Source organism: Kitasatospora sp. NPDC094019 (genome assembly GCF_044764505.1).
Taxonomy (GTDB): domain Bacteria; phylum Actinomycetota; class Actinomycetes; order Streptomycetales; family Streptomycetaceae; genus Kitasatospora.
In genome coordinates, this window is sequence record NZ_JBIWIF010000016.1 from 97,482 (window position 1) to 121,176 (window position 23,695).

Consider the following 23,695-nt stretch of genomic DNA (forward strand, 5'->3'; position numbering starts at 1 on the left):
TCCCGGACCGTCCGGTCCGGCCGTTCCCTGCCGCTGTCGTGCTGTGTCGTTCCGTGCGGTGCCGCTGTCCTGCTCTCCCGAAGCCCCGCAGTCCCGCTGTGCACCGGAGTGGGAAGTCGGCGGGATCGACGTCCCACTCCGCCCGCCTGATGGCTCAGCCGGTCGCGACCGGGGCCGCGCCGTGGGCGGTGAGGAAGGCCGAGACCGCCGTCGGCCAGCCGTAGTGCTCGGCCCGGGCGCGGGCGGCGGCACGGCGGTCCGGCTCGGGGCGCGAGAGCAGCTCGCGCACCGCCGCCGCGAACCCCGCGCCGGTCGGTTCGGCGGCCACCCCGGCGGCGCCGATCAGCTCGGGCAGGGCCGAGCCCCGGTTGACCGCGACCGGGGTGCCGCAGGCGAGCGCCTCCAGCGCGGCCAGCCCGAAGGTCTCCACCGGCCCCGGCGCGAGCACCACGTCCGCGCAGCCGAGCAGTCGGGCGACGGCCGCCCGCCCGGCCAGGTGGCCGAGGAAGTGCACGGGCAGTCGGCGCCGCGCGGCGGAGGCCGCGAGCCGGGAGCGCAGTGGCCCGGTACCGGCCACCGCCAGGACGGCCCCGGGGCCGGTGGACGTGGACCGGAGCGCCTCCAGGGCGTCGAGCGCGAGCTCGGGGCGCTTCTCGGTGGAGAGCCGGGAGCAGAGCACCAGCAGCACCTGGGCCGGGTCCGCGTACCGGGTGCGTTCGGCGGCCCGGGTGTCGTCGTCCGGCGGGCGCAGGGCGGCCAGGTCCACGCCCAGCGGGGCGCGGGCGAGGTTGCGCACGCCCAGGCGGCGGAATTCGGCGGCGGCCCATTCCGTCGTGCAGATCACCGTGTCGTAGCACCGGGCGGTTCGCCCGTTGAGCCGGTTCGCGGCGGCCCCCGCGACCGGGCCGGGCAGGCCCCAGGTGCGCAGCAGCCCGACCGCGCTCTCGTGCGAGACCATCGCGGCCCGCACACCGTGCCGTCGGGCCCAGGCGCCCGTCCAGCGCAGGGTGGTGCGGTCGGAGACCTCCAGCCGGTCGGGGGCGAGCCGTTCGAGTTCGGCGGCCACCGCCCGGCGGTCGGTGAGGAGCCGGTAGCCGCCGCTGCCGGGAAGCACGGGACCGGGCAGGGTGACGACCAGCCCCTGCTCGTCCTCCTCGACGGCGCGACGCTTCCCGGGCACGACCAGCACGGGGGTGTGCCCGGCGGCCCGGTAGCCGGCGCCGAGGTGGCGCAGTGCGGTCCGCAGTCCGCCGGAGACGGGGGTGACGAAGTTGGCCACCCGGACGATCCGGAGCGAGCCGGTGGTCATGCGGGCAGGTCCTCCGTCAGTGGAGCGGTCGGCGGAGCGGCCGGGGCCGGTGGCGGGGTCGGCGCCGGGACAGGGCCGACGGTCGGGGTCGCGTCCGCCCCGCCGGCCGCCGCCCCGGCCCCCGCCACGATCCCGTCCGCCGCGTCCGCGACCGTGACCGCCACCCCGCGGTGCTCCGCCAGCACCTCGGCGTAGTGCCGCAGCAGCAGGTCCCCGACCGCCTCCCAGGTGCGCGCGGTCACCTCCGCCCGCCCGGCGCGCCCGTACGCCGCCCGCAGCTCCGCGTCCCCGGCCAGGGCGGTCACCGCCCGGGCCACCGCCGCGCCGTCGCGGGGCGGGACGAGCAGGCCGGTTCGGTGGTGCGCCACCAGGTCGAGCGGTCCGCCGGCGGCCGGGCCGATCACCGGGACCCCGCTGGCCATCGCCTCCTGGATGGTCTGGCAGAAGGTCTCCAGCGGCCCGGTGTGCACGAAGACGTCCAGGGTCGCGAAACATCGGGCCAGCTCCTCGCCGGTGCGCCGGCCGAGGAAGACCGCGCCGGGCATCGCGGACTTCAGCCCGGGCGCGGAGGGCCCGTCACCGATGACCACCACCCGGACGCCGGGCAGGGTCGCGGTCTCGGCGAGCAGGTCCACCCGCTTCTCCGGCGCGAGCCGTCCGACGTACCCGACCAGCACCTCGCCGCCGGGGGCGAGCGCCCGGTGCAGCGCCTCGTCGCGGTGGCGGGGGTGGAAGCGCGCCGAATCCACGCCGCGCGGCCACAGCTGGACCCTGGAGACCCCGTGCGCGGTCAGGTCCTGGGCGGCGGGTGTCGACGGCGCGAGGGTCCGGGCGGCGAGGCCGTGGACGGTGCGGATCCGGTGCCAGGCGGCGGCCTCGCCGAGCCCGCGCCCGGCCCGGTAGGCGTGCGCGTACCCGGCGAGGTCGGTCTGGTAGACGGCGACGATCGGCAGGCCGAGCCGGGCGGCGACCTGCGCGCCGCGCGCGCCGAGCACGAACGGGCTGGCCAGGTGGACGAGGTCGGGCCGGTGGCCGTGGATCGCGGCGGCCAGTTGGCGGCTCGGGAGCGCGATCCGGACCTGTGGGTAGCCGGGCAGCGGGACGGAGGGCACACGCACCACCGGCAGCTCGTCCGGCACGCCGCCGGCGCCGAAGGTGTGCGAGGGGCTCTGCGCGCCGCGCGCGGGCGCCGGGGTGACGACGAGCGGCTGGTGTCCCCGGCGGAGCAGGTGCTCGGCGGTCCGCAGCACGCTGTGGGCGACGCCGTTGACCTCGGGGGGAAAGGACTCGGTGACGATGACGACACGCATGCCAGTGTTCTGTCCGGGTCCGGCGTGCAGGCGGCCAAAGGGATCTGTCGTACAAACGAACGCGGGTCGGCGAATTGTGCCACCGACCCGCGTCCCACTCTCCGTGGGGCGTCAGCGAGACGTCACCGGGACGTCACCGAGCCGCTCAGGCCACCCCCGCGGTCGCCTCCTTCAGCTCCGCGTAGGGCGCGAGCTTGCGGATCGACTCGATGCTCTTGAGGCAGTCGTCCCGGTTCTCCTGCGGGTCGCCGGTCACCACCACCGTCCCGTTGCTCGCCTTGAGCCGGAACCGGTGCATGCCGCTGTCGTCGGTGTACAGCTCGAACTTGCCGGCCATGGAGTGTTCGCCTTTCCTTCGGTGGCCCCCTCGCAACGCAACGTAGGAGCAATCACCCGGCCCTGCCCGTCAGATGACGCGTTCGGGTGCCCGGGGCGGCCGCGCGGGGACGGCCCGGGCGGCGGCGGCGGCGGGGGCGGCCGCGGTCGGCGGCGGCGTGGACGTGGGCGGTGGCGTCGGGCCCGCCACGAGTGGCGGGCCCGGGAGGGGGCGCGGGAGTCTGGAGACGGGGACGGTCCCGGTCGCGGAGGAGCGGTGATGGCGGACACGGAGACGGAGGTCCTGGTCGTGGGCGCCGGACCGGTCGGGCTGACGGCCGCCGCCGAACTGCGCCGCCGCGGCGTCGGCTGCCGGATCGTCGACCGGCTGGACCGGCCCCAGCCCTATGCCAAGGCCGTCGGCATCCAGCCCCGCACCCTGGAGGTGTGGGAGGCGATGGGCCTGGTCGGCCGGGTCCTCGACGAGGCGGTGCCGCTGCTCGGCCAGCTCACCTTCGTCGACGGCGAGCCCGGCCCGCGGCTGGAGCTGGAGCTGCCCGCCGAGGTGCCCTACCGGTTCGCCGCGCTCCCGCAGGACACCACCGAGCGGCTGCTCACCGAGCACCTGGCCGGCTTCGGGACCCGGGTCGAGCGCGGCACCGAGCTGCTCGGCCTCGACCAGGAGGACGACCACGTCCGGGCCGAACTGGCGACCCCGGACGGCCCGGCCGTGCTGCGGGCGCGGTACGTGCTGGGCTGCGACGGCGCGCACAGCCGGGTGCGCCGGGCGATCGGCGTCGACTTCGCGGGCGACGCCTTCCCGGAGCGGTACATGCTCGGGGACGTCGAGGTCGACTGGGACCTGCCCGGGGGCTACGGCGTGCGGTGCCTGCGCCGTACCGGCGACGGCGCGCCCGACGACGTGCTCGTCTGCATCCCGCTGCCGGGGCACCACCGCTACCGGGTGTCGATGCTGGTCCCGTCCGGTCCGGACGGCTCGGCGGACGGCGGCGACGGCGCGGACGGCGGGGAGGTCGAGCACGGTCTGGCCGGCGGACAGGGGCCCGGACTGGCGGACATCCAGGCGGTGCTGGACCGGCTCTCGCCCCGGCCCGCGACGGCGGGGGCGCTGCGCTGGTCCTCGGTCTTCCGGATCAGCCACCGACTGGCCGACCGGTACCGGGTCGGGCGGGTGTTCCTGGCCGGTGACGCCGCCCACATCCACCCGCCCACCGGGGCCCAGGGCCTGAACACCGGCGTCCAGGACGCCTGGAACCTGGCCTGGAAGCTCGCGCTCGCCCTGCGCGGGGCCGCCGCCGAGGGGCTGCTCGACAGCTACCACGCCGAGCGCCACCCGGTCGGGGCGGAGGTGGTCGGCCGCACCGTGCGGCACGCCCGGGGCGAGGCGGACGGCGACGACCGGACCACGGTGCTGCTGCGCCAGGCACAGCTGCTGGTGAACTACCGGGGCGGACCGCTGAACGGCGCGGGTGGTGCGGGCGCCGAGGACGGCGAGGGCGGCGCCGGACCGCGCGCCGGGGACCGCGCACCCGACTGCGCCGGGCTGGAACGGCCGCTGACCGCCTTCCCCCAGCGGCTGTTCGACCTGCTGCGGGACCGTCCGCACCACACGCTGCTGCTGTACCCGGGCGCCCGGGCCGACGGCGCGGCGCGGGCGGAGCACCTGCACGCGCTGGCCGACGCGGCCCGCACGGCGGCGCACGGTCTGCTGGATGTCCACGTGGTGCTGGCCGACGACACCCCGCCGCCGGAGGGACTGCTGCTGCCGTACGCGCGGGACGCGGCCGGCTCGTTCCGCACCGCCTGGGCACCGGCCGGGGGCGAGGCGTTCGTCGTCCGCCCGGACGGCTACCTGGCCGCCCGGTTCCCCGCCCCGACCCCCGCCGCCCTGACCGCCCACCTGCGTCGCACGTTCGCCGGGCCTCCGGCGGCGGCCGCCCCGCCGGGCGTTGTCCGAGGTGAGGGCTAGGGTGAAGGACCCCGTCCCGAGGAGAGGTGCCGCCCGCCGATGTACGCCCTGCACGCGCTCTGGCGAGCCGACGGCCGGCTCGCCGTCTGGGCGGAGGACGCGGCGGTCCACCGGGGGGACGCGTACGAACCCGGGGACCGGGCCGACCGCGGCGGGACGGCGCACCCGTTCGCCTGTCCGGCGGGGGAGGTGGCGCGGCTGCTGGGCTCGGTCGGGCCGGGGCTGGGGTGGCTGGCCGAGCAGGCCGTCGAGCGCTGGACCGGATTGCTGTTGCCCGGCCTCGGCGGGCGGCCCGTGCCGTCGCCGGACCTGCCGGTCGGGGCCGCGTCGCGCGGGGTCGGGCTGAGCCCGTGGCGGGTGCCGGCGCTGCTCTTCGACCGTTCCCAGGCCGCGCAACTGCTCGGCGCCCTGCACGATCCGCACTGGCCGGGCGCGACGGTCCAGCTGCCGGACGGCACACCGGCCGAGCTGGTGTACGGCGCCTCGGTGCGCTGGCTGGCGGCCGTGCACGACCTGGCGTGGCGGCTGGTCGGGCGGGGGCGGCTGCTGCCGGTGCCGGTCGAGGAGGCGGGGGAGTGGTACGCCCGCTGGCGGCCCGCTCCGGACGCGCCGGCCCGCCGGGAGTCGGCCGCGCTGGTCGCCGGGTGCCCCCCGGTGTGCCGGGCCGAGCACCCGGCGCCGGCCTCCCCCGACGGCACGCCCGCGCCGCCGTCCGCCGGCGCCCTGTTCACCGGGGTCCTCGACGCGCTGCTCGACCAGGAGGCCCGGGTCGCCCTGGCCGACCTCGACCCGCCCGCCGAGCCGTTCCTGGCCGCTCTGCACACCCCCGACGGCCGGCTCGGCCAGGTGCCGCCCGCCGGGCTGCCCGAACGGCTCGCGGTCTGGCAGGCGGCCCGACCGGAGGACGGGCCGCTGCGGCTGGACTTCCGGCTCACCGAACCGCTGGGCCACGACGCCGACCCGGACGTCGCCGCCCCGGACACCGGTCCCACCGGGGACGACGCCGACTCCTGGCGCCTCGACCTGCTGGTGCGCGCCGTCGACCGCCCGTCGCTGGTGGTCCCCGCCGCCGCCCTGCGCCCCGGGGTCGGTGATCCGGCCCGGGAGGCCCTGGCCGACGCCGTCCCCGCCGAGGCCGGGGATCCGGTCGAGGCGTTCCACGAGGAGTTGGCCCGCGCCGTCCGGGTCGCCCCGGAGCTGCGCGCCCTGCTCACCGGCACCTTCCCCACCGAGGCCCGGCTCGGCCGGGCCGGTGCCCTGCGCTTCCTGCGCGAGGACGCGCCCGCGCTGACCGCCGCCGGCTTCGGCGTGCTGCTGCCCGCGTGGTGGCAGCGCCGCCCCCGGCTCGGTCTGGTCCTGTCGGCGGGCGCGCCCGCCGACGGCCCGGCGGCCGTGCGCCGCACCGCGCAGGTCGACCGGGACGCCGTGCTGGCCTTCGAGTGGCGGCTCGCCCTGGGCGACGTCACGCTGACCGAGCGCGAGTTGGCCGATCTCGCCGCCGCCCAGCAGGGACTGGTCCGGCTGCGGGGCCGTTGGGTCGAGGTCGACCAGGCCCAGCTCGCCGTCGCCGTGAGGTTCCTGGCCGAGCACGGCACCGGCACCATGGCGCCGGTCGAACTGCTGCGACTGGCCGTGGACGACGGCGTGGTGGTGGACGGGCTGCCGGTCACCGAGGTGCGGGCGGCCGGGCCGATCGGTGACCTGTTGGCCGGGCGGCCGGGCCCGGCGGACCGGGTCCCGGAGCTGCCCGAGGGCTTCACCGGCACCCTCCGCCCGTACCAGCGGCGCGGGTTGGCCTGGCTGGACGCGCTCGGCCGGCTCGGCCTCGGCGCGGTTCTGGCCGACGACATGGGGCTCGGCAAGACGGTGCAGACCCTGGCCCTGCTCGCCCTGGAACGGGAACGCGGGGCGCGCGGACCGGTGCTGCTGGTCTGCCCGATGTCGCTGGTCGGCAACTGGCGCCGGGAGGCCGCCGCCTTCGCGCCCGGCCTGCGGGTGCACGTCCACCACGGCCCCGACCGCACCGCGCCCGCCCCGGCCGTGCCCGGCCCCGGCGCCGGCCTCGGCCCCGGCCTCGACGGGTCCGCCGACCCCGCCGACCTCCCGGACCTGGTCATCACCACGTACGGGGTGGTCCAGCGGGACGCCGCCGAGCTGCGCCGGATCCACTGGCGGCGGATCGTCGCCGACGAGGCGCAGCACATCAAGAACCGCTCGGCCCGGCAGTCCAGGGCGCTGCGCTCGCTGCGCTCCGGTCCGCGGATCGCGCTCACCGGCACCCCGGTGGAGAACCGCCTGGCCGATCTGCATGCCGTGCTGGACTTCGCCAACCCGGGGCTGTTCGGCAGCCCGGAGTCGTTCCGGGAGCGGTTCGCCAACCCGGTCGAGCAGACCGGCAGCGTGGACGCGGCGTCCCGGCTGCGGCGGGTCACCGGTCCGTTCCTGCTCCGCCGCCGCAAGAGCGATCCGCAGATCGTCCAGGACCTGCCCGCCAAGCAGGAGTTCACCGTCACCTGCTCGCTGACCGCCGAGCAGGCCGGGCTCTACCGGGCGGTGGTGACCGATCTGCTGGAGCGGTTGGGCGGGCTGCGCGGGGTCGAGCGCAAGGGCGCGGTGCTGGCGGCGATCGGCCGGCTCAAGCAGGTGTGCAACCACCCGGCCCAGCTGCTGCACGACGGCACGGCGGTGGCGGGCCGCTCGGGCAAGGTGGAGCGGCTGGTCGAGCTGCTGACGGAGGCGCTGGCGGAGGGGGACCGGACGCTGGTGTTCACCCAGTACGCCGAGTTCGGTGCGATGCTCCGTCCCTACCTGCGGCGGAAGTTGGGCGAGGAGGTGCTCTATCTGCACGGCGGGGTGCCGCGCGGGCGCCGGGACGCCATGGTCGAGCGCTTCCAGTCGCCGGACGGGCCGCGGGTGTTCCTGTTGTCGCTCCGGGCGGGCGGCACCGGGCTCAATCTGACGGCCGCCAACCAGGTGGTGCACCTGGACCGTTGGTGGAACCCGGCGGTGGAGGACCAGGCCACCGACCGCGCGCACCGGATCGGCCAGCGCCGGGACGTGCAGGTGCGGCGGCTGGTCTGCGCGGGCACGGTCGAGGAACGGATCGACGAACTCCTCACCGCCAAGCGGACCTTGGCCGAGGCGGTGGTCGGCGCCGACGAGCAGTGGCTGGCCGAACTCCCGGCCGGGCGGCTGCGGGAGCTGCTCGATCTGTCGGCCGATTCGATCGGAGTGTGACCCGTGGCCGATGCGACCCCCGTGCCCCCCGCGAGCCCTTCGGACCGCTCTTCCGAGTACCGCCCGGAAGGCCGCGCGGAGCACCGTGCCGACCGCCGTCCCGAACGCCGTCCGGAACGCCCGGCCGACCGGCCGCTCGCCGAGCTGCTCGACGTCTACTGGCGCGGCCGGGTGCCGGACCCGGTCGACCCCGGGCGGGCCGGAGCGCCGACCGCGCTGGACGAGTTGGGCCCGTCCGGCCTCACGCTGCGCGGACGCCCGCTGGAGGCCGGACTGGCCGCCGCCTACCGGCGGTTCACCGGGGCCGGCTGACCCCGGTGGACCGCCGCGCGGAGCCGGGGGCTCAGCCCGCCGTGACCGGGTAGTGGTCGGACAGGTCGTTGTAGGTGTAGCTGGTGCCCCAGCTGCTGACCGTCCAGGGCGCGCTGTGGAAGCGGACCACCGAGTTGGTGTAGGCGGCCGGGCGCGCGTGGTCGGCGCGGTAGAGGACGTAGTCGAGGTCCTCCTTCGGCTCGCCGGGGTAGCGGTAGGACGCGATCGAGTTGTCCGCGGTGTCGAAGGAGTTGACCCAGCCGTCGCGGGTGGTGGCCGGGGCGACGCCCGCGTTGGCCAGCAGCGAGGGGTACTCGCTGCCGTGCGAGTCGATGTTGAGGTCACCGGCGAGCACGATCGGCTCGGCGGCCGGGATGTTCTTGGCGTCGACGAACGCCTTCATCGCCTTGAGCTGGGCGGCCCGGACGGCGGCCGGCTGGCCGTTCGAGCAGCCGGAGTCGGTGGACTGGAGGTGGGTGCCGATGACGTGGGTGCGCACGCCGTTGACGTTCAGCACGGCGTAGACGAAGCCCTTGTTGGACCACCAGTCCGCCCCGCAGGCGTCCTTGAAGATGTACTGCTCCTTGCGGAGGATCGGCCACTTGCTGAGCAGGGTGACCCCGCCGTCCTCGGGCGTGGTGGAGCTGTAGCTGCCGGAGGTGGCGTCCCAGCCGCCGGTCGAGCGGCCGACCACGGGGGTGTGGTACGGGTACTGCGCCGAAGCCTGGGCGACCAGGGCGTCGGAGGCGGCGTTGTCGAACGCCTCCTGGAGCACCACGACGTCCTGGCCCTGGAAGAAGCCGGTGGCCGGGATGGCCTTGGCCCGGTAGTCCTGGCCCCAGTTGGGGTAGAGACTCTTGCTCATCAGGAAGATGTTGTACGTCAGCACCTTGAGCGCCGGGACCGTCGGGAGCGCGGCGGCCTGGGCGGCGGTGCCCGCCGAAGCGGTGCCCGCCGCGGGGGCGGCGAGGGCGCTCGGCGCGGCGGCGAGCGGGGCGAGCAGAGCGGCGGCAGCGGTGCACACCGCGGCGAGGCGCGCGCCGGGGCGGCGCGTGGAGGGAGTTGGCATGTGCGCAGTGAAGCGAGGCCGGGCCACACTCGTCCAGACAGTGAACGATAACCATATGAACTCATTGGTAACTTAAAGCTGTCTGGCCAACTCCTCCTCGGACGGAGGAACTTGTCCGGACAACGCGCTGGGCCACCACATCCGCCGGTCCAGGTCGACGGTCAGCGCGGTCACCAGGACGGACCGCACCACCAGGGTGTCCAGCAGCACCCCGAGGGCCACCGCGAAGCCGATCTCGGCGAAACCCACCACCGGCAGCGTGCCCAGCACGGCGAAGGTGCTGGCCAGGATCAGGCCGGCCGAGGTGATCACCCCGCCGGTCGCCGCCAGCCCGGCCACCGCCCCCCGCCGGGTGCCGTGCTGCCCGGCCTCCTCCCGCACCCGGGTCATCAGGAAGATGTTGTAGTCGATCCCCAGTGCCACCAGGAAGACGAACACGAACAGCGGGAAGGAGTTGTCCTGCCCCTCGAAGTGGAAGACGTGCTCGAAGAAGAACGCGCTGATGCCCAGCGCCGCCGCGTAGGAGAGGACGACGGTGGCGATCAGCACCAGCGGCGCGGTGACCGCTCGCAGCAGCAGCGCCAGGATCACCAGCACCACCCCCAGCACCAGCGGGATGACGGTCCGGTTGTCGGAGGTCGCGGCCCGGCCCGCGTCCAGCACCACCGCCGTCGAACCGCCGACCTGGGCGTCGGCGTTCGGCACGGCGTGCACCGCGGTCCGGAGCCGGTCCACGGTGTCCTTCGCGGCCTGGCTGTCCGGCGGGTCGGTGAGCGTCGCCCGGAACAGTGCCCGCCCCTCGTGGAACGTCGGCTCCGTGGTGCTCGCGATCCCGGGCGTGGCCGCGGTGACCGCGCGGACCGCACCGCTCTCCCCGGCCGCCGAGACCACGCTCAGCGGCGCGCCGGTCCCGGCCGGGAAGTGCTCCTCCAGGGCCTGCTGGCCGACCACCGAGTCCGGCGTCCCGGTGAAGCTGCCGGCCGTGCTGAGCCCGGTGGCGTTCAACGAGACCAGTCCGACGCAGCAGGCCGCCAGCGCCAGCGCGGTGCCGACCCACACCTTGCGCGGCCGTCGCGCGATCCACTCGCCGACGTGCGCCCAGCGCCCGGACCGGGTCGGTTCCGGCGTGCCGAAGGCGGGCCGCACCGGCCAGAACACCCACCGTCCGAGGATCACCAGCAGCGCGGGCAGCAGGGTCGTCATCGCCGCCAGCGCCACCAGGACGCCGATCGCGCAGACCGGGCCGAGACCGCTGGTCGAGTTCATCTCCGCGACCAGCAGGCAGAGCATCGAGGCGACCACGGTCGCGGACGAGGCGAGGATCGCCGGACCGGCCCGGTGCAGGGCGAAGGCCATCGCCTCGTGCCGGTCCTGGTGCCGGCGCAGCTCCTCCCGGTAGCGGGCGGTCAGCAGCAGGGCGTAGTCCGTCCCCGCGCCGAGCACCAGCACGATCAGGATGCCGGCGCTCTGCGCGTTGACGGTCAGTCCGGCGTGGTCGGCCAGCAGGTAGATCACCGCCTGGGTGACCACCAGCGCCCCGGCCGCCGAGAACAGTGGCAGCATCCACAGCACCGGGCTGCGGTAGGTGAGCAGCAGCAGGACGATCACCACCGCGACGGTGGCGGCGAGCAGGGTGGAGTCGATTCCGGCGAACGCCTCGGCCTGGTCGGCGCCGACCCCGGCCGGGCCGGTGACATGGGTGGTCATGCCGAGGCTGTGGTCGGCGGCGGTGGCGCGCAGGCTGTCCACCGCCGGGCGGAGGTCCTGCCAGCCGCCGGTGCCGATGTCCACCGACACGATGGTCTGCAGCGCCTTGCCGTCCGCGGACTCCACCGGCCCGGTCACCGGGCCGACCACGTGCGGGGCGGAGGCGAAGGCCCGGGCGTCCTCGGCGGCCTCGGCCTTGTCGGCGGCGGTGATGCCGCTGTCCCGGACGTAGACCACCACCGCCTGGGCGGTGTCCACCGGCTGGAAGGCGCGCTGCTCGTCGAGCACCTGGGTGGACTCGGCGTTGCCGGGCAGCCAACTGGACGCCTGGTTGTCCTCGACGTCGGTGAGCCTGCCCGCCAGCGGGCCCGCCGCCACCAGCAGGATCAGCCACAGGGCCAGTACCACCCACTTGCTGCGGCGTCCGCACGGCAGCTCGGCCAGTCTCCGGGTCGGGCTCATCGGGGGACCACCGTTCTCGGGGCTGCGGCTTGCGGGTGCGGGTGCGGGCCGAGTGGCGCGGGCTGCGGTTTGCGGGTGCGGGCCGTTGCGGGCTCCGGTTCGCGTCCGCGGCGGCGCGCGTCCGCGGCACGCGTCGGCGTCGTCCGCTCCAGCCTGGCACCGGGCCCCGGACCCGGCAGCCCGAGCGGCCCGGCGGGCCGCCGACCGTGTGTCGACCGTGTGTCGGAAGAGCGCCGCCGGGCCCGGTGCCGGGTGGGGCGGGCGGGACAGGTGCGCCCGGACGGTGCGCGGGTGGTCCCGGCGTGCCGTGGTTCGTCCGTCGTTCATACGGCGCTCGCCTCCCGGCGTTGCGGCGTTGGCGGGTTACCGGGACGGTGGTGGCGCCCTGTCAGCCCCTCCCCCCAGGACGGACCTCGTGACCGCATCGCGTGCACCGCGCCGGCGCCGCAGCCTCGCCCTCTTCCTCGCCACCGCCCTCGGCCCGGTACTGGCCGCCGGCGTGTTCGGGGCGTCCCCGGCCACGGCCGCACCCGCCGACGACATCCGGATCAACGAGGTGGTGACCACCGGATCCGTCAACGACTCGATCGAGCTCGTCAACAAGGGCACCGTCGCCGTCGACATCTCGGGCTGGGTCCTCAAGGACGACGACAACAGCTCCAGCTACAGGATCGCCGCCGGCACCACCCTCGCCGCCGGCGCGTTCAGGGCCTTCGACGTGCACAACGCCTTCGGCCTCGGCTCCGCCGACAAGGCCCGGCTCTACCTGCCGGGCGGCAGCACCCTGGTGGACAGCTTCAGCTGGAGCACCCACTCCGCGCCGTCCTGGTCGCGCTGCCCCGACGGCACCGGCGCCTTCGTCCAGGCCCAGCTCAGCCTGGGCGCGGCCAACAGCTGCGGTTCCGGCGGCGGCACCCCGGTCGCGTGGCCCGGCGGCAGCGCCGTCGCCACCGCCGACGCCTCGAACGTCTTCGGGTCCGACCTCAGCGGCCTCTACCAGGACGGCGGCGTGCTCTGGGGCGCGCAGAACTCCGGCAAGCTGTGGCGGCTGCTCCCCAACGGTTCCGGCGGCTGGACCCCCGACACGGCCTCCGGCTGGGGCTCCGGCAAGACGCTGCGCTTCCCGGGCGGCACCGGTAGCCCCGACAGCGAGGGCGTGACCGTCACCTCCGCCGGGGCGGCGGGCGGCGTCTACGTCTCCAGCGAGCGCAACGGCGACGCGTCCGGCACCAGCCGGCTGTCCGTCCTGCGCTACGACGTGAGCGGCACCGGCAGCACCCTGACCGCCGGCAAGGAGTGGAACCTCACCGCGAGCCTGCCCGCGGTCGGCTCCAACCTCGGCCTGGAGGGCATCACCTGGGTGCCGGACAGCGCCCTGACCGCGGCCGGCTTCAAGGACGAGTCCACCGGCGCGGCCTACAACCCGGCCGGGTACGCCGCCCACACCGGCGGGGTGTTCTTCGTCGGGGTCGAGGGCACCGGTGCCGTGCACGGCTTCGTGCTCCAGGACAGCGGCAGCTTCACCAAGGTCGCCTCGATCAGCACCGGCCTGGCCGGGGTGATGGAGGTCCAGTGGGAGCCGCAGACCTCGCGCCTGTGGGTGGTCTGCGACGACACCTGCAACGGCCAGCACCGCACGCTCAAGGTCAACGCGTCCGGCGTGTTCGCCACCACCGCCGTCTTCAACCGTCCGACCGGCATGGCCAACCTCAACAACGAGGGCTTCGCGATCGCCGGCGCCGCCGAGTGCGTCGGCGGCAGCAAGCCCGTCTACTGGTCCGACGACAGCAACACCGGCGGCCACGCCCTCCGCCGGGGCACCATCACCTGCTGATCCCGTTCACCCCGCTGGTCCCGCGTTTTCCGCACCTCCCGCGGCCCCGAGCCACCCGGCTCGGGGCCGCGGCCCGTCCGGCGGCCGCGGCGGGACCAGGAGGCGCGGCCCTTCACACCGGCGCGCCGGGCACCCGCTCCCCGCCGGTGGTGGGCTCCGGCGCGGTCGCGCGGGAGCGGAGGCGCTTGAGGGCGGTGATGTCGAGGGTGTGGCCGGCGCCCTCGCCGCCGTGCTTGCGGTCCGGGGTCTCGACGATCAGGGGGACACCGGCCGTGGCCGGGTGCTCGAAGAGCTCGCGGAACGGTTCGGCGCCGATCAGGCCGGAGCCGATGTTGGCGTGCCGGTCCTTGCGGGCGCCGACCGCGTCCTCGGAGTCGTTGGCGTGGATCAGCCGCAGCCGGCCCGGCCCGGTGGCCGCGACCAGGGCGTCCAGGGTCGCCCGGACGCCGCCCGGCGCCGCCAGGTCGTGGCCGGCCGCGAAGGCGTGGCAGGTGTCGAGGCAGACCCCGACCTTCGGGTGGGCGTCCAGCGCCTCCAGGTACTCGGCGAGGTCCTCCATCCGCGCGCAGAGCGAGCTGCCCTGGCCCGCGGTGGGCTCCAGCAGCAGCCACGGCGCGTCCTCGCCGAGGTCGTCGAGCTCGTCCAGCAGCCGCCGCACGTCCTCGCGGACCTGGGCCATCGCCTCGGTCCGCCGGGAGCCGCCGCCCGGGGCGGAGCCGACCGCCGACCCGGTGTGCAGCACCACGCCGATCGCGCCGATCGCGTGCCCGCGTCGCAGCGAGTGGCGCAGCGAGTCGGCGGAGCGCTCCCTGGTCACCGGGTTGTCCGAGCCGAAGTTGATCAGGTACGGCGCGTGCACGTAGGCGGGGACGGCCCGGTCCGCGCAGGCCGCGCGGAACTCCGCGTCCTGGGCCGGGTTCCCGGTCGGCGTCGCCCAGCCGCGCGGGTTCGCGACGAACACCTGCACCGTCTCGGCGCCGACCCGCCCGGCGTACGCGAGGCCGGTGCCGGCCAGGCCCCGGCCGGCCACCGGCACATGGGCGCCGATCGGGTTGCGGACCGCCGGGTCGCGGAAGTCGGCGGGGGCGGTCACGGGGGTGTCGGCCGCGGGTGTGTCGAGTGCGGTGGTGCTGGTGCTCATGGTCCCGAGCATGGCACGCGGGCGGAGGACCGCCGCCGGCCGGGCCGACCCCCCGGCCGGCCGACGCCCCGTCAGCCCGGCAGCCCAACCCTGGTGGCGGGGCCTCCCGTCCACCCCTAGCGTCGGTTCGGCCGACACCCACCGGCCGTCACCTCCCGGCCACTCCGCGTCATCGTGCCGACGTCCCCGCGAGCGCGCCCCCGCGTCGGCGCGTCAGAAAGCAGGTCACCGCCCATGCCCACGCGACGGGTCCACCACCTCGCCGCGGCCACCGCCGCCGCCACGACCGCCCTGACCACCGTGCTGACCGCCGTCGGTGCCGCGCCCGCCCGCGCCGCCGGTGACGTGCACCTGGTCCGGCCCGGTGAATCGATCCAGCGGGCCGTCGACGCGGCGCTCCCCGGCGACACCGTGCAACTGCTCCCCGGCGAGTACCGGGGCAGCGTCCGGATCACCACGCCCGGCCTGACCCTGCGCGGTGCGGGCCGGGACAGCGTGCTGCTGCCGGCCGAGGTGTCCGCCGCCGACGGGGCCGCCGCCTGCGCGGCCGCGGGCCACGGTCTCTGCGTGGCCGGCACCGACGACCGGCCGCTCGCCGGTGTCACCGTCGAGGCGCTCGCCGTCACCGGCTTCCGCAAGAACGGCGTCAACGCCTCCGGCACCGACGGGCTGACCGTGCGCGCCACCTACGTGCACGACAACGGCCAGCAGGGCATCAGCGCGGAGAAGTCGACCCGGGGCGTGATCACCGCCAACGAGTCCACCCGCAACGGTCAGTCCGGCGTCTTCCTGGCGAACACGGTGGACAGTGAGGGCGGCGCCCTCTCCGCGGACGGCACCCTGGTCAGCGCCAATCTGCTGACCGACAACCGGGTCGGCGTGACCGTCCGCCGACTGCGCGACCTGAGCGTCGAGCGGAACCGGATCCACGGCAACTGCGGTGGGGTGTTCGTCGTCGGCGACGAGGGCGTGCCCCGGGCCGGTGCGCTCACCGTGACCCGCAACCAGGTCGTCGCCAACAACCGCTACTGCCCGCCGAACCCGAGGCTCGACCACATCCAGGGCGCCGGGATCGTGCTCACCGGGGCCGAGGAGACCTCGGTGACGGAGAACGAGGTCCGTGACAACGTCGGTGCCTCGCCGTTCTCCGGCGGCATCGTGCTCGTCCACAGCGTGGTCGGGGTGGCCAACGCCCGCAACACCGTCGCCGACAACCTCGTGCTCGGCAACGGGCCGGCCGACCTGGCCGACCGCGACACCGGCACCGACAACTCGTTCGCCCGCAACCAGTGCGCGGTCTCCGAGCCGGCCGGCCACTGCTGACCGAGCCCGGCCCCGAGCCCTGCGGCCCCGCCTACCGTCCGGGCCCCGGCCCGGCCCGCACTCCGCATCCCGTTCCCCTCAGCCCAGCCCCCTCGCCCCCCGCAGAAAGCAGAGACCCGGCCCCATGACCACCGCACCCGCCACCACCCCGCAGGCAGCCATGCGCCTGCGGGAGCTCGTCTTCGGCGCCGCCTGCGCCGCCGCCGTCCGGGCGGCCGCCCGGCTCGGTGTCGCCGACAAGCTGGGCGACACCCCGACCGCCGTGACCGACCTCGCCGCCGAGCTCGGCACCGAGCCCCGCCAGCTGCGCCGGCTGCTGCGCGCCCTCACCTGCTACGGCATCTTCGAGGAGCTCGACGGCGACCGCTTCACCCACACCGACATGTCCCGGCTGCTGCGCGAGGACGCGCCGAACAGCCTCCGCCACATCTCCCTGTGGTGCACCGAGCCGTGGACGTGGGAGGCGTGGCCGAAGCTGGACGAGGCGGTGCGCTCCGGGCGCAACGTCTTCCCCGAGCTGTTCGGCAAGGAGTTCTTCGACTACCTGCACAGCGACGGGGGTGAGTCCGCGAAGGTCTTCGACAAGGCGATGACCACCTCCAGCCGGCAGTCCGCCGCCGACTTCGCGGCCTACCTCGACCTCACCGGGATCGACGCGGTGGTCGACATCGGCGGCGGCCAGGGCCATGTGCTCGCCAGCCTGCTGGAGAAGCACCCGGCGCTGCACGGCACCCTGCTGGACCTGCCCAAGGTGGTCGCGGGCGCCGACGCCCGGCTGCGCGAGGGCGGCGCCTTCGCCGACCGGGCCCGGCTGGTCCCCGGTGACTGCCGGGAGGCGATCCCGGTGGTCGCGGACCTCTACATCATCAAGAACATCCTGGAGTGGGACGACGCGAGCACCCGCCGGACGCTGGCGAACGTGGTCGCGGCGGCCCGGCCGGGTGCCCGGGTGGTGGTGGTCGAGAACCTCGTCGACGACAGCCCCTCGATGCGCTTCACCACCGCGATGGACCTGATGCTGATGCTGAACGTCGGCGGCGCCAAGCACTCCGAGGAGAGCATGGTCCGGCTGATGACCGAGGCCGGGCTGGAGGTCCGGGAGGTGTGCCCGGTCAACCCGTACCTGCACGCCTTCGAGGCCGTGGTGCGGGGCTGACCCGGCCCGCCCGCGCGAAGCGGCCGCCGGTCCCCTTCCGAGGGGGGACCGGCGGCCGCTTCGCGCGTCCGGTTCGCGTGGTGGGCCCGGCCGGGGGCCGACGCCCCGGAGGTCGGGACTCAGGCTTTGCGGGAGGACTCCAGGTGCGCGAAGACCACCACGTTGTCCAGGTAGTCGCGGCGCTTCTTGTCGTAGGTGCCGCCGCAGGTGATCAGCCGGAGCTGGGCGTCGGGCGTCTTCCCGTACACCTTCTGGTCGGGGAAGGCGTCCTTGGCGAAGGTCTCGACGGCGTCCACCGAGAACACCGCGACGGTGCCGTCCGCCCGCCGGACCTCCACCTTGTTGCCCGGCAGCATCAGGCTGAGCAGCAGGAACACCGCCGGGCCCTTGGTGGTGTCGACATGACCGGCGACCACCGCGGCGCCGCGCTCGCCGGGGGTGACGCCGTCGCGGTACCAGCCGACCAGGTTCTTGTCGTCCGGCGGCGGGGCGTTGAGCTGGCCGGCGGGGCTCAGGGTGAGCTCGGTGAACGGGGCGTCCACGTTGAGCTGCGGGATCCGCAGCCTGGTCGGCTTGGAGCGCTTCAGCGGCGCCGCCGCCTTGACCGGCGCGGCGGGGGCGGGCCCGGCGGCGGCCGGGGGCGCGGTCGGGGACGGGACGGCGGAGCCGGTGGCCGCCGGTGCTCCCGGGGCGGAGCCCGGCGCCGGTCCCGGTACGGCGGACGCGGCGGCGGCGGGGGGCGCGGCCCGACCCTGCTCCTCGCCGTCCGCCGGGACGCTGTCCACCGAGTTGTAGATCAGCAGCAGACCGACCGCGGCCGCGCCCATCCCCGCGCGCAGCAGTCGGGACGTACCGGGGATCAGACCGGCCATCGTCGCTCGTACTCCTCTCAGCGGCCCGCGCTCGGGGTGCCGCGGGCCCGACACGGCGAAGCGCCGCCCCGCACGCCCCCGCCGCGGCCGGCGCGCGGGGCGCGGGCCACGACGGGGAGGCGGCGGGAACGGCGCGGGGTCAGATGGCGGCGTCCGCGGTGCGGCGGCCGCGGCGCAGGGCGATCGCGCCCGCCCCGAGGCCGCCGAGCAGCAGCACCGCGCCGGAGGCGAGGCCGCCGCCGGAGAGCGCCAGCCCGCCGCCGCCGGTGTGCACGCCGCCGTGCGGGGTCTTCTCCTCGCCCTTGCCCTCGGTGCCCTTGCTGTCCGAGCCCTTGCTCTCGGTGCCCTTGCTCTCCTCGGTGCCGGAGGCGCCCTTCTGCTTCTCGTCCCAGGTCTTCTGGCCGTCGGAGGTGGCGGCCTTGTCCTGCTTCTCCTGCCAGGTGAGGTTCTTGCCCTGGTCGGCGGCCCCGTCGGCGTAGGCGAGCGGGGCGCCGACGGTGAGGGTGGCGGCGACGGCTGCTCCGGCGAGCAGGGTGCGTGCAGAACGCATGATGATGATCCTTCCGGCGCGGTACCGCGATCGCCGACACATCATCGGGCGGGGGACTCGCGGAGTGGCGCCTGATCCACCGTCAACCACCGTGACGCCCGCTGCCACCGGAGGGTGGCAGCCCCGGCCCGGCCGGTGACCCCTTCGGGTGGAGTCCCGGGCGTGTTCACCCGAGTGCCCTGGGCGATCCGGGTGAGGCGCGTGTAGGGGGAGCGGGAGTGGGGCCCGGGCGGGTGGGCAGACTCGGCCCATGGTCGAGATCTCGAAGGACGTCCATGAGCGGATCGAGGCGGGGCACATCTGGTACGTCGGCACGGTCAACGCCGACGGGTCGCCGCATGTGAGCCCGATGTGGGTGGGGACGGAGGGGGACCTGCTGCTGTTCAACACCTCCGTCGGGCGGGTCAAGGAACGCAACCTGCGGCGGGACCCGCGGGTCTGCCTGTCGCTCGCCGACCCCGGGAACCCGTACGACCGGGTGCAGATCCGGGGGCGGGCGGTGCGGTTCGTGGAGGGCGAGGAGGCCGTTCGGAACATGGACCGGCTGGCGCACACGTACCTCGGTGTCGAGCGGTACGGCTGGGGCATCCCGGGGGAGCGGCGGGTGGTGGTGCTGGTCGAGCCGACGAGGATCAGCCGGGTGGTGGGCATCGAGCCGCTGCCGCCGGGCGCTCCCGGGAGCTTCCCGGCCGACCCCGGCCCCGAGGCGGGCTGAGCCTCCGCCGGGTCCGCCGGGTCCGCCTGGTCCGTCCTCGTGTCCGTACCCGCCCCCGGGCCCTCCGGAGCGACCGTTCGCCGCGCCGGCGGCCCCGGGGAACCGGTCGGCCGGGGCCGCGTCTATCTTGAGGGGCCACGGACACGAGAGGGGCGCACATGGGCACGGCCGGTCGGAAGGTGGCCGCCGCGGCGGCCACGGGTGCGCTGCTGGCGGCGTTGGCCGCCTGCGGTTCCGGGAGCTCCGCGAGCTCCGAGAACGCGGCGAAGCGGACGGCGGGCGCGTCGGCGAGTCCGGGGGCGACGGTGGACCCGGCGGCCGGGGGCGCGGCCACACCCGGCGCCGGGTCCGGCACCGCCGCGGCGACGGACGGGACGACGGGCGCCGCCGCCGGGACGGGCGGCGCGGGCGCGGGCACCGGCGGCACCCCGGCCGCGACGCCGGGCGCGACCGCCCCGGCGGCGACGGCGGGTGCCGGAGCGGGTTCGGGCGCCGGAGCGGCGGCCGGGGGCGCCACGGCCGGTACCGCGGGGACGGGCGGCGGCACCGGTGGCGCCGGTGCCGGGCAGCCGGCCACCGGGCCGGACTCGGAGACCGCCCTGCTGGACTCCGCGCTGGTCGCCCTGCTGCTGCCCGACCAGAAGGCGATGACCGGCTGGGAGGAGGAGAAGCGCCGGGTCGACACCGCCGACCACGTCACCACCTGCACGGCCGCCGCGCCCTGCAAGGGCAAGCCGTTGAGCGGCAGCGCGAGGTACTCCGCCGGCGAGGTGGTGGTGCGCTTCGGCGTCGACACCCTGCCCGGCCGGGCGCAGGCCCAGGACCGGTTCAAGGAGGCGTACGGCGCCTACGCCGACGCGAGCAAGTACGGCCCGGCCGACATCGGCCTGCTGGGGACGGAGAGCCGCGCGTTCCAGGGGCAGCTCGCGGGCCGGGACGGCGTGGCGGTCGTGCTGCGCGCCGGAACGGTGGTCGCGACCGTCACCACCGAGGGCGGTCCGGTCGACGCGGCGGGCACCCGGCGACTGGCCGCGATGCTGGTCGCCCGGATCGAGCAGGCCCAGGCGGGCCGAACCCCGGACGCCGTCCTCGGCTCGGCCTGACGCCCTTCCCGGGCCCGACACCCCTCCCCGACCGGGCCCCGCCCCGGTCGGACCCGCGCCCCAGGTGCCCCCGCGGCCCCCGGACCGACCAGGTCCGGGGGCCGTTCGCGTGTCCCGATATCACGTCCGCACCACTGTCAGGTGACGGACAGTCAACGGTCCCCGTGTTCCGGCCAAGTTGAGGGCGGGCGTCCGCTGGCTGAAATCCATGGTCCGGATAGCGGACATCCGGGTGGACATCCCGAACGGGAAGACCGGTCGGCGCGATGCCGCTGGTCGTGCCCGCGGGTGCCCCTTCCGGGCCCGCGCGGGCGGATAAGGAGCAGGTGAGGGAAGGCTCGGGGAGCGGTGGTATCCGGCCGATTCGGGCGGGGGCCGGAATCCGGCCAGCCGGTTGCCCTGTAGCGAATCGGTAACCGAGGGTCGTACTGATGAACGAAACGCCTCACCTGCCCAGTACCGGCCCGTCCGCCCGCCGCGACTTCCGCCTCCTGCTCTCGGGGGCCGTCGCGGCGCAGGCGGGCAGTCAGGTCACCCTGGTCGCACTGCCCCTGGTGGCGGTGGTGGAACTCGATGCCACGCCCTTCCAGGTCGGCCTGCTGACCGCCGCCGAGACCGCCGCCTTCCTCCTCGTCGGCCTGCCCGCCGGCGCCTGGCTGGACCGGATGCGCAAGCTGCCGGTCCTGGTCCGCGCCGACGTCCTGCGCTGCCTCGCCGTCGGCTCGATCCCGGTGGCCGCCGCGCTGGACCTGCTCAGCCTGCTCCAGCTCTACCTGGTGGCCCTGGTCACCGGGGTCGCGACGGTCTTCTTCGACGTCGCCCACCAGTCCTTCCTCCCGGTGCTGCTGCCGCGCGACCGCCTGGTCGCGGGCAACGGGGCGATCGAGACCGTCCGGTCCTCGGCGCAGATCGCCGGACCGGGACTGGGCGGCGGACTGGTCCAACTGCTCGGCGCGCCGCTGGCGATCGTCGCCGACGCGTTCGGCTTCCTGGTCTCGGCGGCCCTGCTCGCCCGGATCCGGGCCGAGGAGCGGCTGCCCGCGCGCGAGCCCGGGCGTTCGCTGCGGGCCGAGGTCGCGGAGGGCCTGCGGTTCGTCCTGGGCCACCCGCTGCTGCGGGTGATCGCCGCCACCACGGCGGCGTCCAACCTGTTCAGCGCGGTGCTGATGGCCGTGCAGACCGTCTTCTGGGTGCGGGTGCTGGACCTCTCGCCGGCCGCGATCGGGGCGCTGCTCTCGGTCTCGGCGGTCGGCGGGCTCGTCGGCGCCCTGTGCGCGGGGCGGCTCGCCGCGCGGATCGGCCAGGCCCGGCTGATCTGGCTCGCCCCCCTGGTCACCGGCCCGTTCGCGCTGCTCTGGCCGCTCGCGGACGGTGGCGCGGGAGCGGTGCTGTTCGCGATCGGCGGGGTGGCGGTGCTGTTCGGCGCGGTGGTCTACAACGTCGCCCAGGTGAGCTTCCGGCAGAGCCTCTGCCCGCCCCGGCTGCTCGGCCGGATGAACGCCACCATGCGGTTCCTGGTCTGGGGCACCCTGCCGCTCGGCGCCCTGCTCGGCGGCGCCGTCGCCGAGCAGGCCGGTCCGCGCGCCGCGCTCTGGCTCTGCGCGGCGGGCTTCCTGCTCGTGCCGGTGCCGCTGGTGTTCTCGCCCCTGCGCGGAATGCGGGACCTGCCGTCGGCGCCGCCGGAGGACGGGGGCGCGGACGACGGCCCGGACGCCGGTCCGGGTGCGGACGACGACCCGGCCGCGACGGCCGACCCGACGGCCGACCGGACCCCGGCGGCGGGCGTGCGGCCCGCCGCGGACGGCGACCCGGTCGCCGGGGCCGGCGCCGGCCGCGATGCCGCCGACGCCGGAAGGGCCCGCTGACCGCCGCCCGACCAGGCCCGGAACCAGGCCGACCCACCGAACGCCCCGAACCGAAAGCGGAGACCCTCCCGTGCACTCCAGCATCACGGCCGCCTACCTCACCCGCTACCGGTCCCTCGCCTCCGCCGCCGGGACCGGCGCCGGCCCCGCGCCGCTGCTCCCGCTCACCGGGGCCCAGCGCCGCTTCCTGATCACCCGCCACCGCGACCGGCTGGCCCGGACGGACATCGTCCCCCTGTTCTTCGCCTTCCCCCGCGGCACCGTCGACCTGCCCCGGCTGCGACGTGCCGCGCTCCGGCTCGTCGCGCGGCACCCGGCGCTGCGCGGCGAGTTCACGGTGCTGCGCGGTACGCCGGTGCTGCGGCTCGGCGGGCCCTCCGTCGAGGTGGCCCGGGTGCCGGTGGACCCGGCCGGCCCGGCCGCCACCGACGATGCCGCGGGTACCGGCCTGCCGGACGGCGCGGCCCGGGCCGCGCTGCTGCGGGCGCTGCTGGACTGGCCTACCGACGGACCGGCGCTGCGGCTGCTGCTGGCGGCCGGACCGGAGGACGAGGAGGAACTGCTCGCCGTCGCCCTCGACCACGCCGCCTGCGACGAGCAGTCGCTCGGCCTGGTCACCGAGGGGCTCGGCGCCGCCTACACCGACCCCGACGGCGGCGAGCACGCCCCCGGGCCCGGTCCGGACGAGGCCGTCGAGGTCTACCGGGCCGCGGTGGAAGGCCAGTTGGCCACCGAGGCGCGAGCCGCCGGCGAGGCCGCGCAGCTCCACTGGGCCGCCCGGCTCGGCTCCCTGGCCGACGCCCCGGAGGGGACCGGGCCGGCCGGGGCCGCCCGGTCGACCGGCATGGCCGTCGACCGGCTGCCCGCCGTGACCGGCGCCGCCCGGGGCGGCGTCTTCCCCGCCCTGCTGGACGCCGTGGCCGCCGCCGCGCACCGGCTCGACGAGGGCGGCAGGGTGCTCGCGCTGGGTTACCCGTGGGGCGGCCGCCCCGCCGGGACCGCGCCCGTGCTCGGCTGCTTCCTCAACACCCTGGTCCACCCGGCGCCGCCCGGCCCGCCGCGCGCGCTCGACGCGCTCGGCGCCGACTGGTGGGACGACCTCGACCACGCGGACACCCCGTTCGACGAGGTGGTGCGCGCGGCCCGTTCCGCCGGGGCGAGCTGGTCCGGCGCGCTCGACGGGCTGCTCACCTTCGAGGATCTGCACCGCCGGCCGCCGCTGGTGCTCGGCGGGGCCGCCGGCCGCGAGGTCCACCTCGCGGGCCGTCCGCTCGCCGCGCCGATCGCGGTCTCCGCCTCGCACGGCGAGGACCTGCTGGTCCGGCTGGCCTGGGACCGCGAGCGCTACTCGGACGCGGCGGCGGAGGCGGCCTTCGCGGCGCTGCTCGCGACCCTGCGCCACCACCTCGGCGCCGGGGCCTGACC

The 23,695-nt window shown here is 76.2% G+C and carries 18 protein-coding genes; 10 read left to right on the top strand and 8 right to left on the bottom strand.

Translation table 11 applies throughout. The annotated features are described in order from the left end of the window. Positions 1-154: 154 nt before the first annotated feature. The 3 genes from ACIQ9P_RS29730 to ACIQ9P_RS29740 form a co-directional block, all read right to left on the bottom strand. On the bottom strand, positions 155-1,309 hold the full coding sequence (locus tag ACIQ9P_RS29730; protein ID WP_402362781.1) for a glycosyltransferase: 1,155 nt from the start codon (positions 1,307-1,309) through the stop codon (positions 155-157). Continuing rightward, positions 1,306-2,619 (bottom strand): glycosyltransferase family 4 protein, encoded by a 1,314-nt coding sequence (locus ACIQ9P_RS29735; RefSeq protein ID WP_402362784.1) that lies wholly within the window; start codon positions 2,617-2,619, stop codon positions 1,306-1,308. Before ACIQ9P_RS29735 ends, ACIQ9P_RS29730 begins: the two co-directional genes overlap by 4 nt. A gap of 145 nt (positions 2,620-2,764) precedes the next feature. Continuing rightward, on the bottom strand, positions 2,765-2,956 hold the full coding sequence (locus ACIQ9P_RS29740; protein ID WP_402362787.1) for a YegP family protein: 192 nt from the start codon (positions 2,954-2,956) through the stop codon (positions 2,765-2,767). Between the two features lie 258 nt (positions 2,957-3,214). Between ACIQ9P_RS29740 and ACIQ9P_RS29745 the strand changes: the two genes are divergently transcribed. The 3 genes from ACIQ9P_RS29745 to ACIQ9P_RS29755 are packed head-to-tail and all read left to right on the top strand — an operon-like array spanning position 3,215 to position 8,473. Continuing rightward, positions 3,215-4,924 carry an FAD-dependent monooxygenase gene (locus tag ACIQ9P_RS29745; RefSeq protein WP_402362790.1) on the top strand — a complete coding sequence of 570 codons (1,710 nt, stop codon included), beginning with the start codon at positions 3,215-3,217 and terminating at the stop codon, positions 4,922-4,924. 39 nt (positions 4,925-4,963) lie between these two features. Continuing rightward, on the top strand, positions 4,964-8,161 hold the full coding sequence (locus tag ACIQ9P_RS29750; protein WP_402362793.1) for an SNF2-related protein: 3,198 nt from the start codon (positions 4,964-4,966) through the stop codon (positions 8,159-8,161). Between the two features lie 3 nt (positions 8,162-8,164). Continuing rightward, a complete protein-coding gene (locus tag ACIQ9P_RS29755; protein WP_402362796.1) occupies positions 8,165-8,473 on the top strand; it encodes a hypothetical protein in 309 nt (102 codons plus the stop codon). 31 nt (positions 8,474-8,504) lie between these two features. Here the strand turns inward: ACIQ9P_RS29755 and sph are convergent, their stop codons facing one another. Together sph and ACIQ9P_RS29765 are read right to left on the bottom strand one after the other, a co-directional pair. Further along, entirely contained in the window at positions 8,505-9,542 is a 1,038-nt protein-coding gene (sph, locus tag ACIQ9P_RS29760; protein WP_402362799.1) for a sphingomyelin phosphodiesterase, read from the bottom strand. A gap of 72 nt (positions 9,543-9,614) precedes the next feature. After that, positions 9,615-11,711, bottom strand: a complete 2,097-nt coding sequence (locus ACIQ9P_RS29765) for an MMPL family transporter (protein ID WP_402362802.1) — start codon at positions 11,709-11,711, stop codon at positions 9,615-9,617. A gap of 415 nt (positions 11,712-12,126) precedes the next feature. Between ACIQ9P_RS29765 and ACIQ9P_RS29770 the strand changes: the two genes are divergently transcribed. Further along, positions 12,127-13,545, top strand: coding sequence for a lamin tail domain-containing protein (locus ACIQ9P_RS29770; protein WP_402362805.1), 1,419 nt, complete (start codon positions 12,127-12,129; stop codon positions 13,543-13,545). A 112-nt stretch (positions 13,546-13,657) separates the two neighbouring features. Here the strand turns inward: ACIQ9P_RS29770 and ACIQ9P_RS29775 are convergent, their stop codons facing one another. After that, a complete protein-coding gene (locus ACIQ9P_RS29775) occupies positions 13,658-14,686 on the bottom strand; it encodes a deoxyribonuclease IV (RefSeq protein WP_402362808.1) in 1,029 nt (342 codons plus the stop codon). Positions 14,687-14,920: 234 nt separating this feature from the next. Here ACIQ9P_RS29775 and ACIQ9P_RS29780 point away from each other — a divergent pair, with 234 nt between their 5' ends. After that, on the top strand, positions 14,921-16,009 hold the full coding sequence (locus ACIQ9P_RS29780) for a nitrous oxide reductase family maturation protein NosD (RefSeq protein WP_402362811.1): 1,089 nt from the start codon (positions 14,921-14,923) through the stop codon (positions 16,007-16,009). A 124-nt stretch (positions 16,010-16,133) separates the two neighbouring features. Then, the gene (locus ACIQ9P_RS29785; RefSeq protein WP_402362814.1) at positions 16,134-17,165 is read left to right on the top strand and encodes a methyltransferase; all 1,032 of its coding nucleotides are present in this window, start codon (positions 16,134-16,136) and stop codon (positions 17,163-17,165) included. A 119-nt stretch (positions 17,166-17,284) separates the two neighbouring features. Here ACIQ9P_RS29785 and ACIQ9P_RS29790 read toward each other — a convergent pair whose 3' ends face one another. Then, on the bottom strand, positions 17,285-18,037 hold the full coding sequence (locus ACIQ9P_RS29790) for a class F sortase (protein ID WP_402362817.1): 753 nt from the start codon (positions 18,035-18,037) through the stop codon (positions 17,285-17,287). A gap of 139 nt (positions 18,038-18,176) precedes the next feature. Next, entirely contained in the window at positions 18,177-18,587 is a 411-nt protein-coding gene (locus ACIQ9P_RS29795; protein ID WP_402362820.1) for a hypothetical protein, read from the bottom strand. A 250-nt stretch (positions 18,588-18,837) separates the two neighbouring features. Between ACIQ9P_RS29795 and ACIQ9P_RS29800 the strand changes: the two genes are divergently transcribed. The 4 genes from ACIQ9P_RS29800 (at position 18,838) to ACIQ9P_RS29815 (ending at position 23,693) form a co-directional block, all read left to right on the top strand. Beyond that, positions 18,838-19,302, top strand: a complete 465-nt coding sequence (locus tag ACIQ9P_RS29800) for a PPOX class F420-dependent oxidoreductase (RefSeq protein ID WP_402362822.1) — start codon at positions 18,838-18,840, stop codon at positions 19,300-19,302. Positions 19,303-19,460: 158 nt separating this feature from the next. Further along, positions 19,461-20,405 (top strand): hypothetical protein, encoded by a 945-nt coding sequence (locus ACIQ9P_RS29805; RefSeq protein WP_402362825.1) that lies wholly within the window; start codon positions 19,461-19,463, stop codon positions 20,403-20,405. 431 nt (positions 20,406-20,836) lie between these two features. Continuing rightward, complete coding sequence (locus tag ACIQ9P_RS29810) at positions 20,837-22,270, top strand: MFS transporter (protein WP_402362828.1); 1,434 nt, start codon at positions 20,837-20,839, stop codon at positions 22,268-22,270. Positions 22,271-22,340: 70 nt separating this feature from the next. Then, complete coding sequence (locus ACIQ9P_RS29815; protein ID WP_402362831.1) at positions 22,341-23,693, top strand: non-ribosomal peptide synthetase; 1,353 nt, start codon at positions 22,341-22,343, stop codon at positions 23,691-23,693. Positions 23,694-23,695: the final 2 nt, after the last annotated feature.

Bases quoted from the DNA above. Each gene is read 5' to 3' on its own strand.
- ACIQ9P_RS29730 (WP_402362781.1), bottom strand. From the start codon at position 1,309: ATGACCACCGGCTCGCTCCGGATCGTCCGGGTGGCCAACTTCGTCACC.
- ACIQ9P_RS29735 (WP_402362784.1), bottom strand. From the start codon at position 2,619: ATGCGTGTCGTCATCGTCACCGAGTCCTTTCCCCCCGAGGTCAACGGC.
- ACIQ9P_RS29740 (WP_402362787.1), bottom strand. From the start codon at position 2,956: ATGGCCGGCAAGTTCGAGCTGTACACCGACGACAGCGGCATGCACCGG.
- ACIQ9P_RS29745 (WP_402362790.1), top strand. From the start codon at position 3,215: ATGGCGGACACGGAGACGGAGGTCCTGGTCGTGGGCGCCGGACCGGTC.
- ACIQ9P_RS29750 (WP_402362793.1), top strand. From the start codon at position 4,964: ATGTACGCCCTGCACGCGCTCTGGCGAGCCGACGGCCGGCTCGCCGTC.
- sph (WP_402362799.1), bottom strand. From the start codon at position 9,542: ATGCCAACTCCCTCCACGCGCCGCCCCGGCGCGCGCCTCGCCGCGGTG.
- ACIQ9P_RS29765 (WP_402362802.1), bottom strand. From the start codon at position 11,711: ATGAGCCCGACCCGGAGACTGGCCGAGCTGCCGTGCGGACGCCGCAGC.
- ACIQ9P_RS29775 (WP_402362808.1), bottom strand. From the start codon at position 14,686: ATGAGCACCAGCACCACCGCACTCGACACACCCGCGGCCGACACCCCC.
- ACIQ9P_RS29780 (WP_402362811.1), top strand. From the start codon at position 14,921: ATGCCCACGCGACGGGTCCACCACCTCGCCGCGGCCACCGCCGCCGCC.
- ACIQ9P_RS29785 (WP_402362814.1), top strand. From the start codon at position 16,134: ATGACCACCGCACCCGCCACCACCCCGCAGGCAGCCATGCGCCTGCGG.
- ACIQ9P_RS29790 (WP_402362817.1), bottom strand. From the start codon at position 18,037: ATGGCCGGTCTGATCCCCGGTACGTCCCGACTGCTGCGCGCGGGGATG.
- ACIQ9P_RS29795 (WP_402362820.1), bottom strand. From the start codon at position 18,587: ATGCGTTCTGCACGCACCCTGCTCGCCGGAGCAGCCGTCGCCGCCACC.
- ACIQ9P_RS29800 (WP_402362822.1), top strand. From the start codon at position 18,838: ATGGTCGAGATCTCGAAGGACGTCCATGAGCGGATCGAGGCGGGGCAC.
- ACIQ9P_RS29805 (WP_402362825.1), top strand. From the start codon at position 19,461: ATGGGCACGGCCGGTCGGAAGGTGGCCGCCGCGGCGGCCACGGGTGCG.
- ACIQ9P_RS29810 (WP_402362828.1), top strand. From the start codon at position 20,837: ATGAACGAAACGCCTCACCTGCCCAGTACCGGCCCGTCCGCCCGCCGC.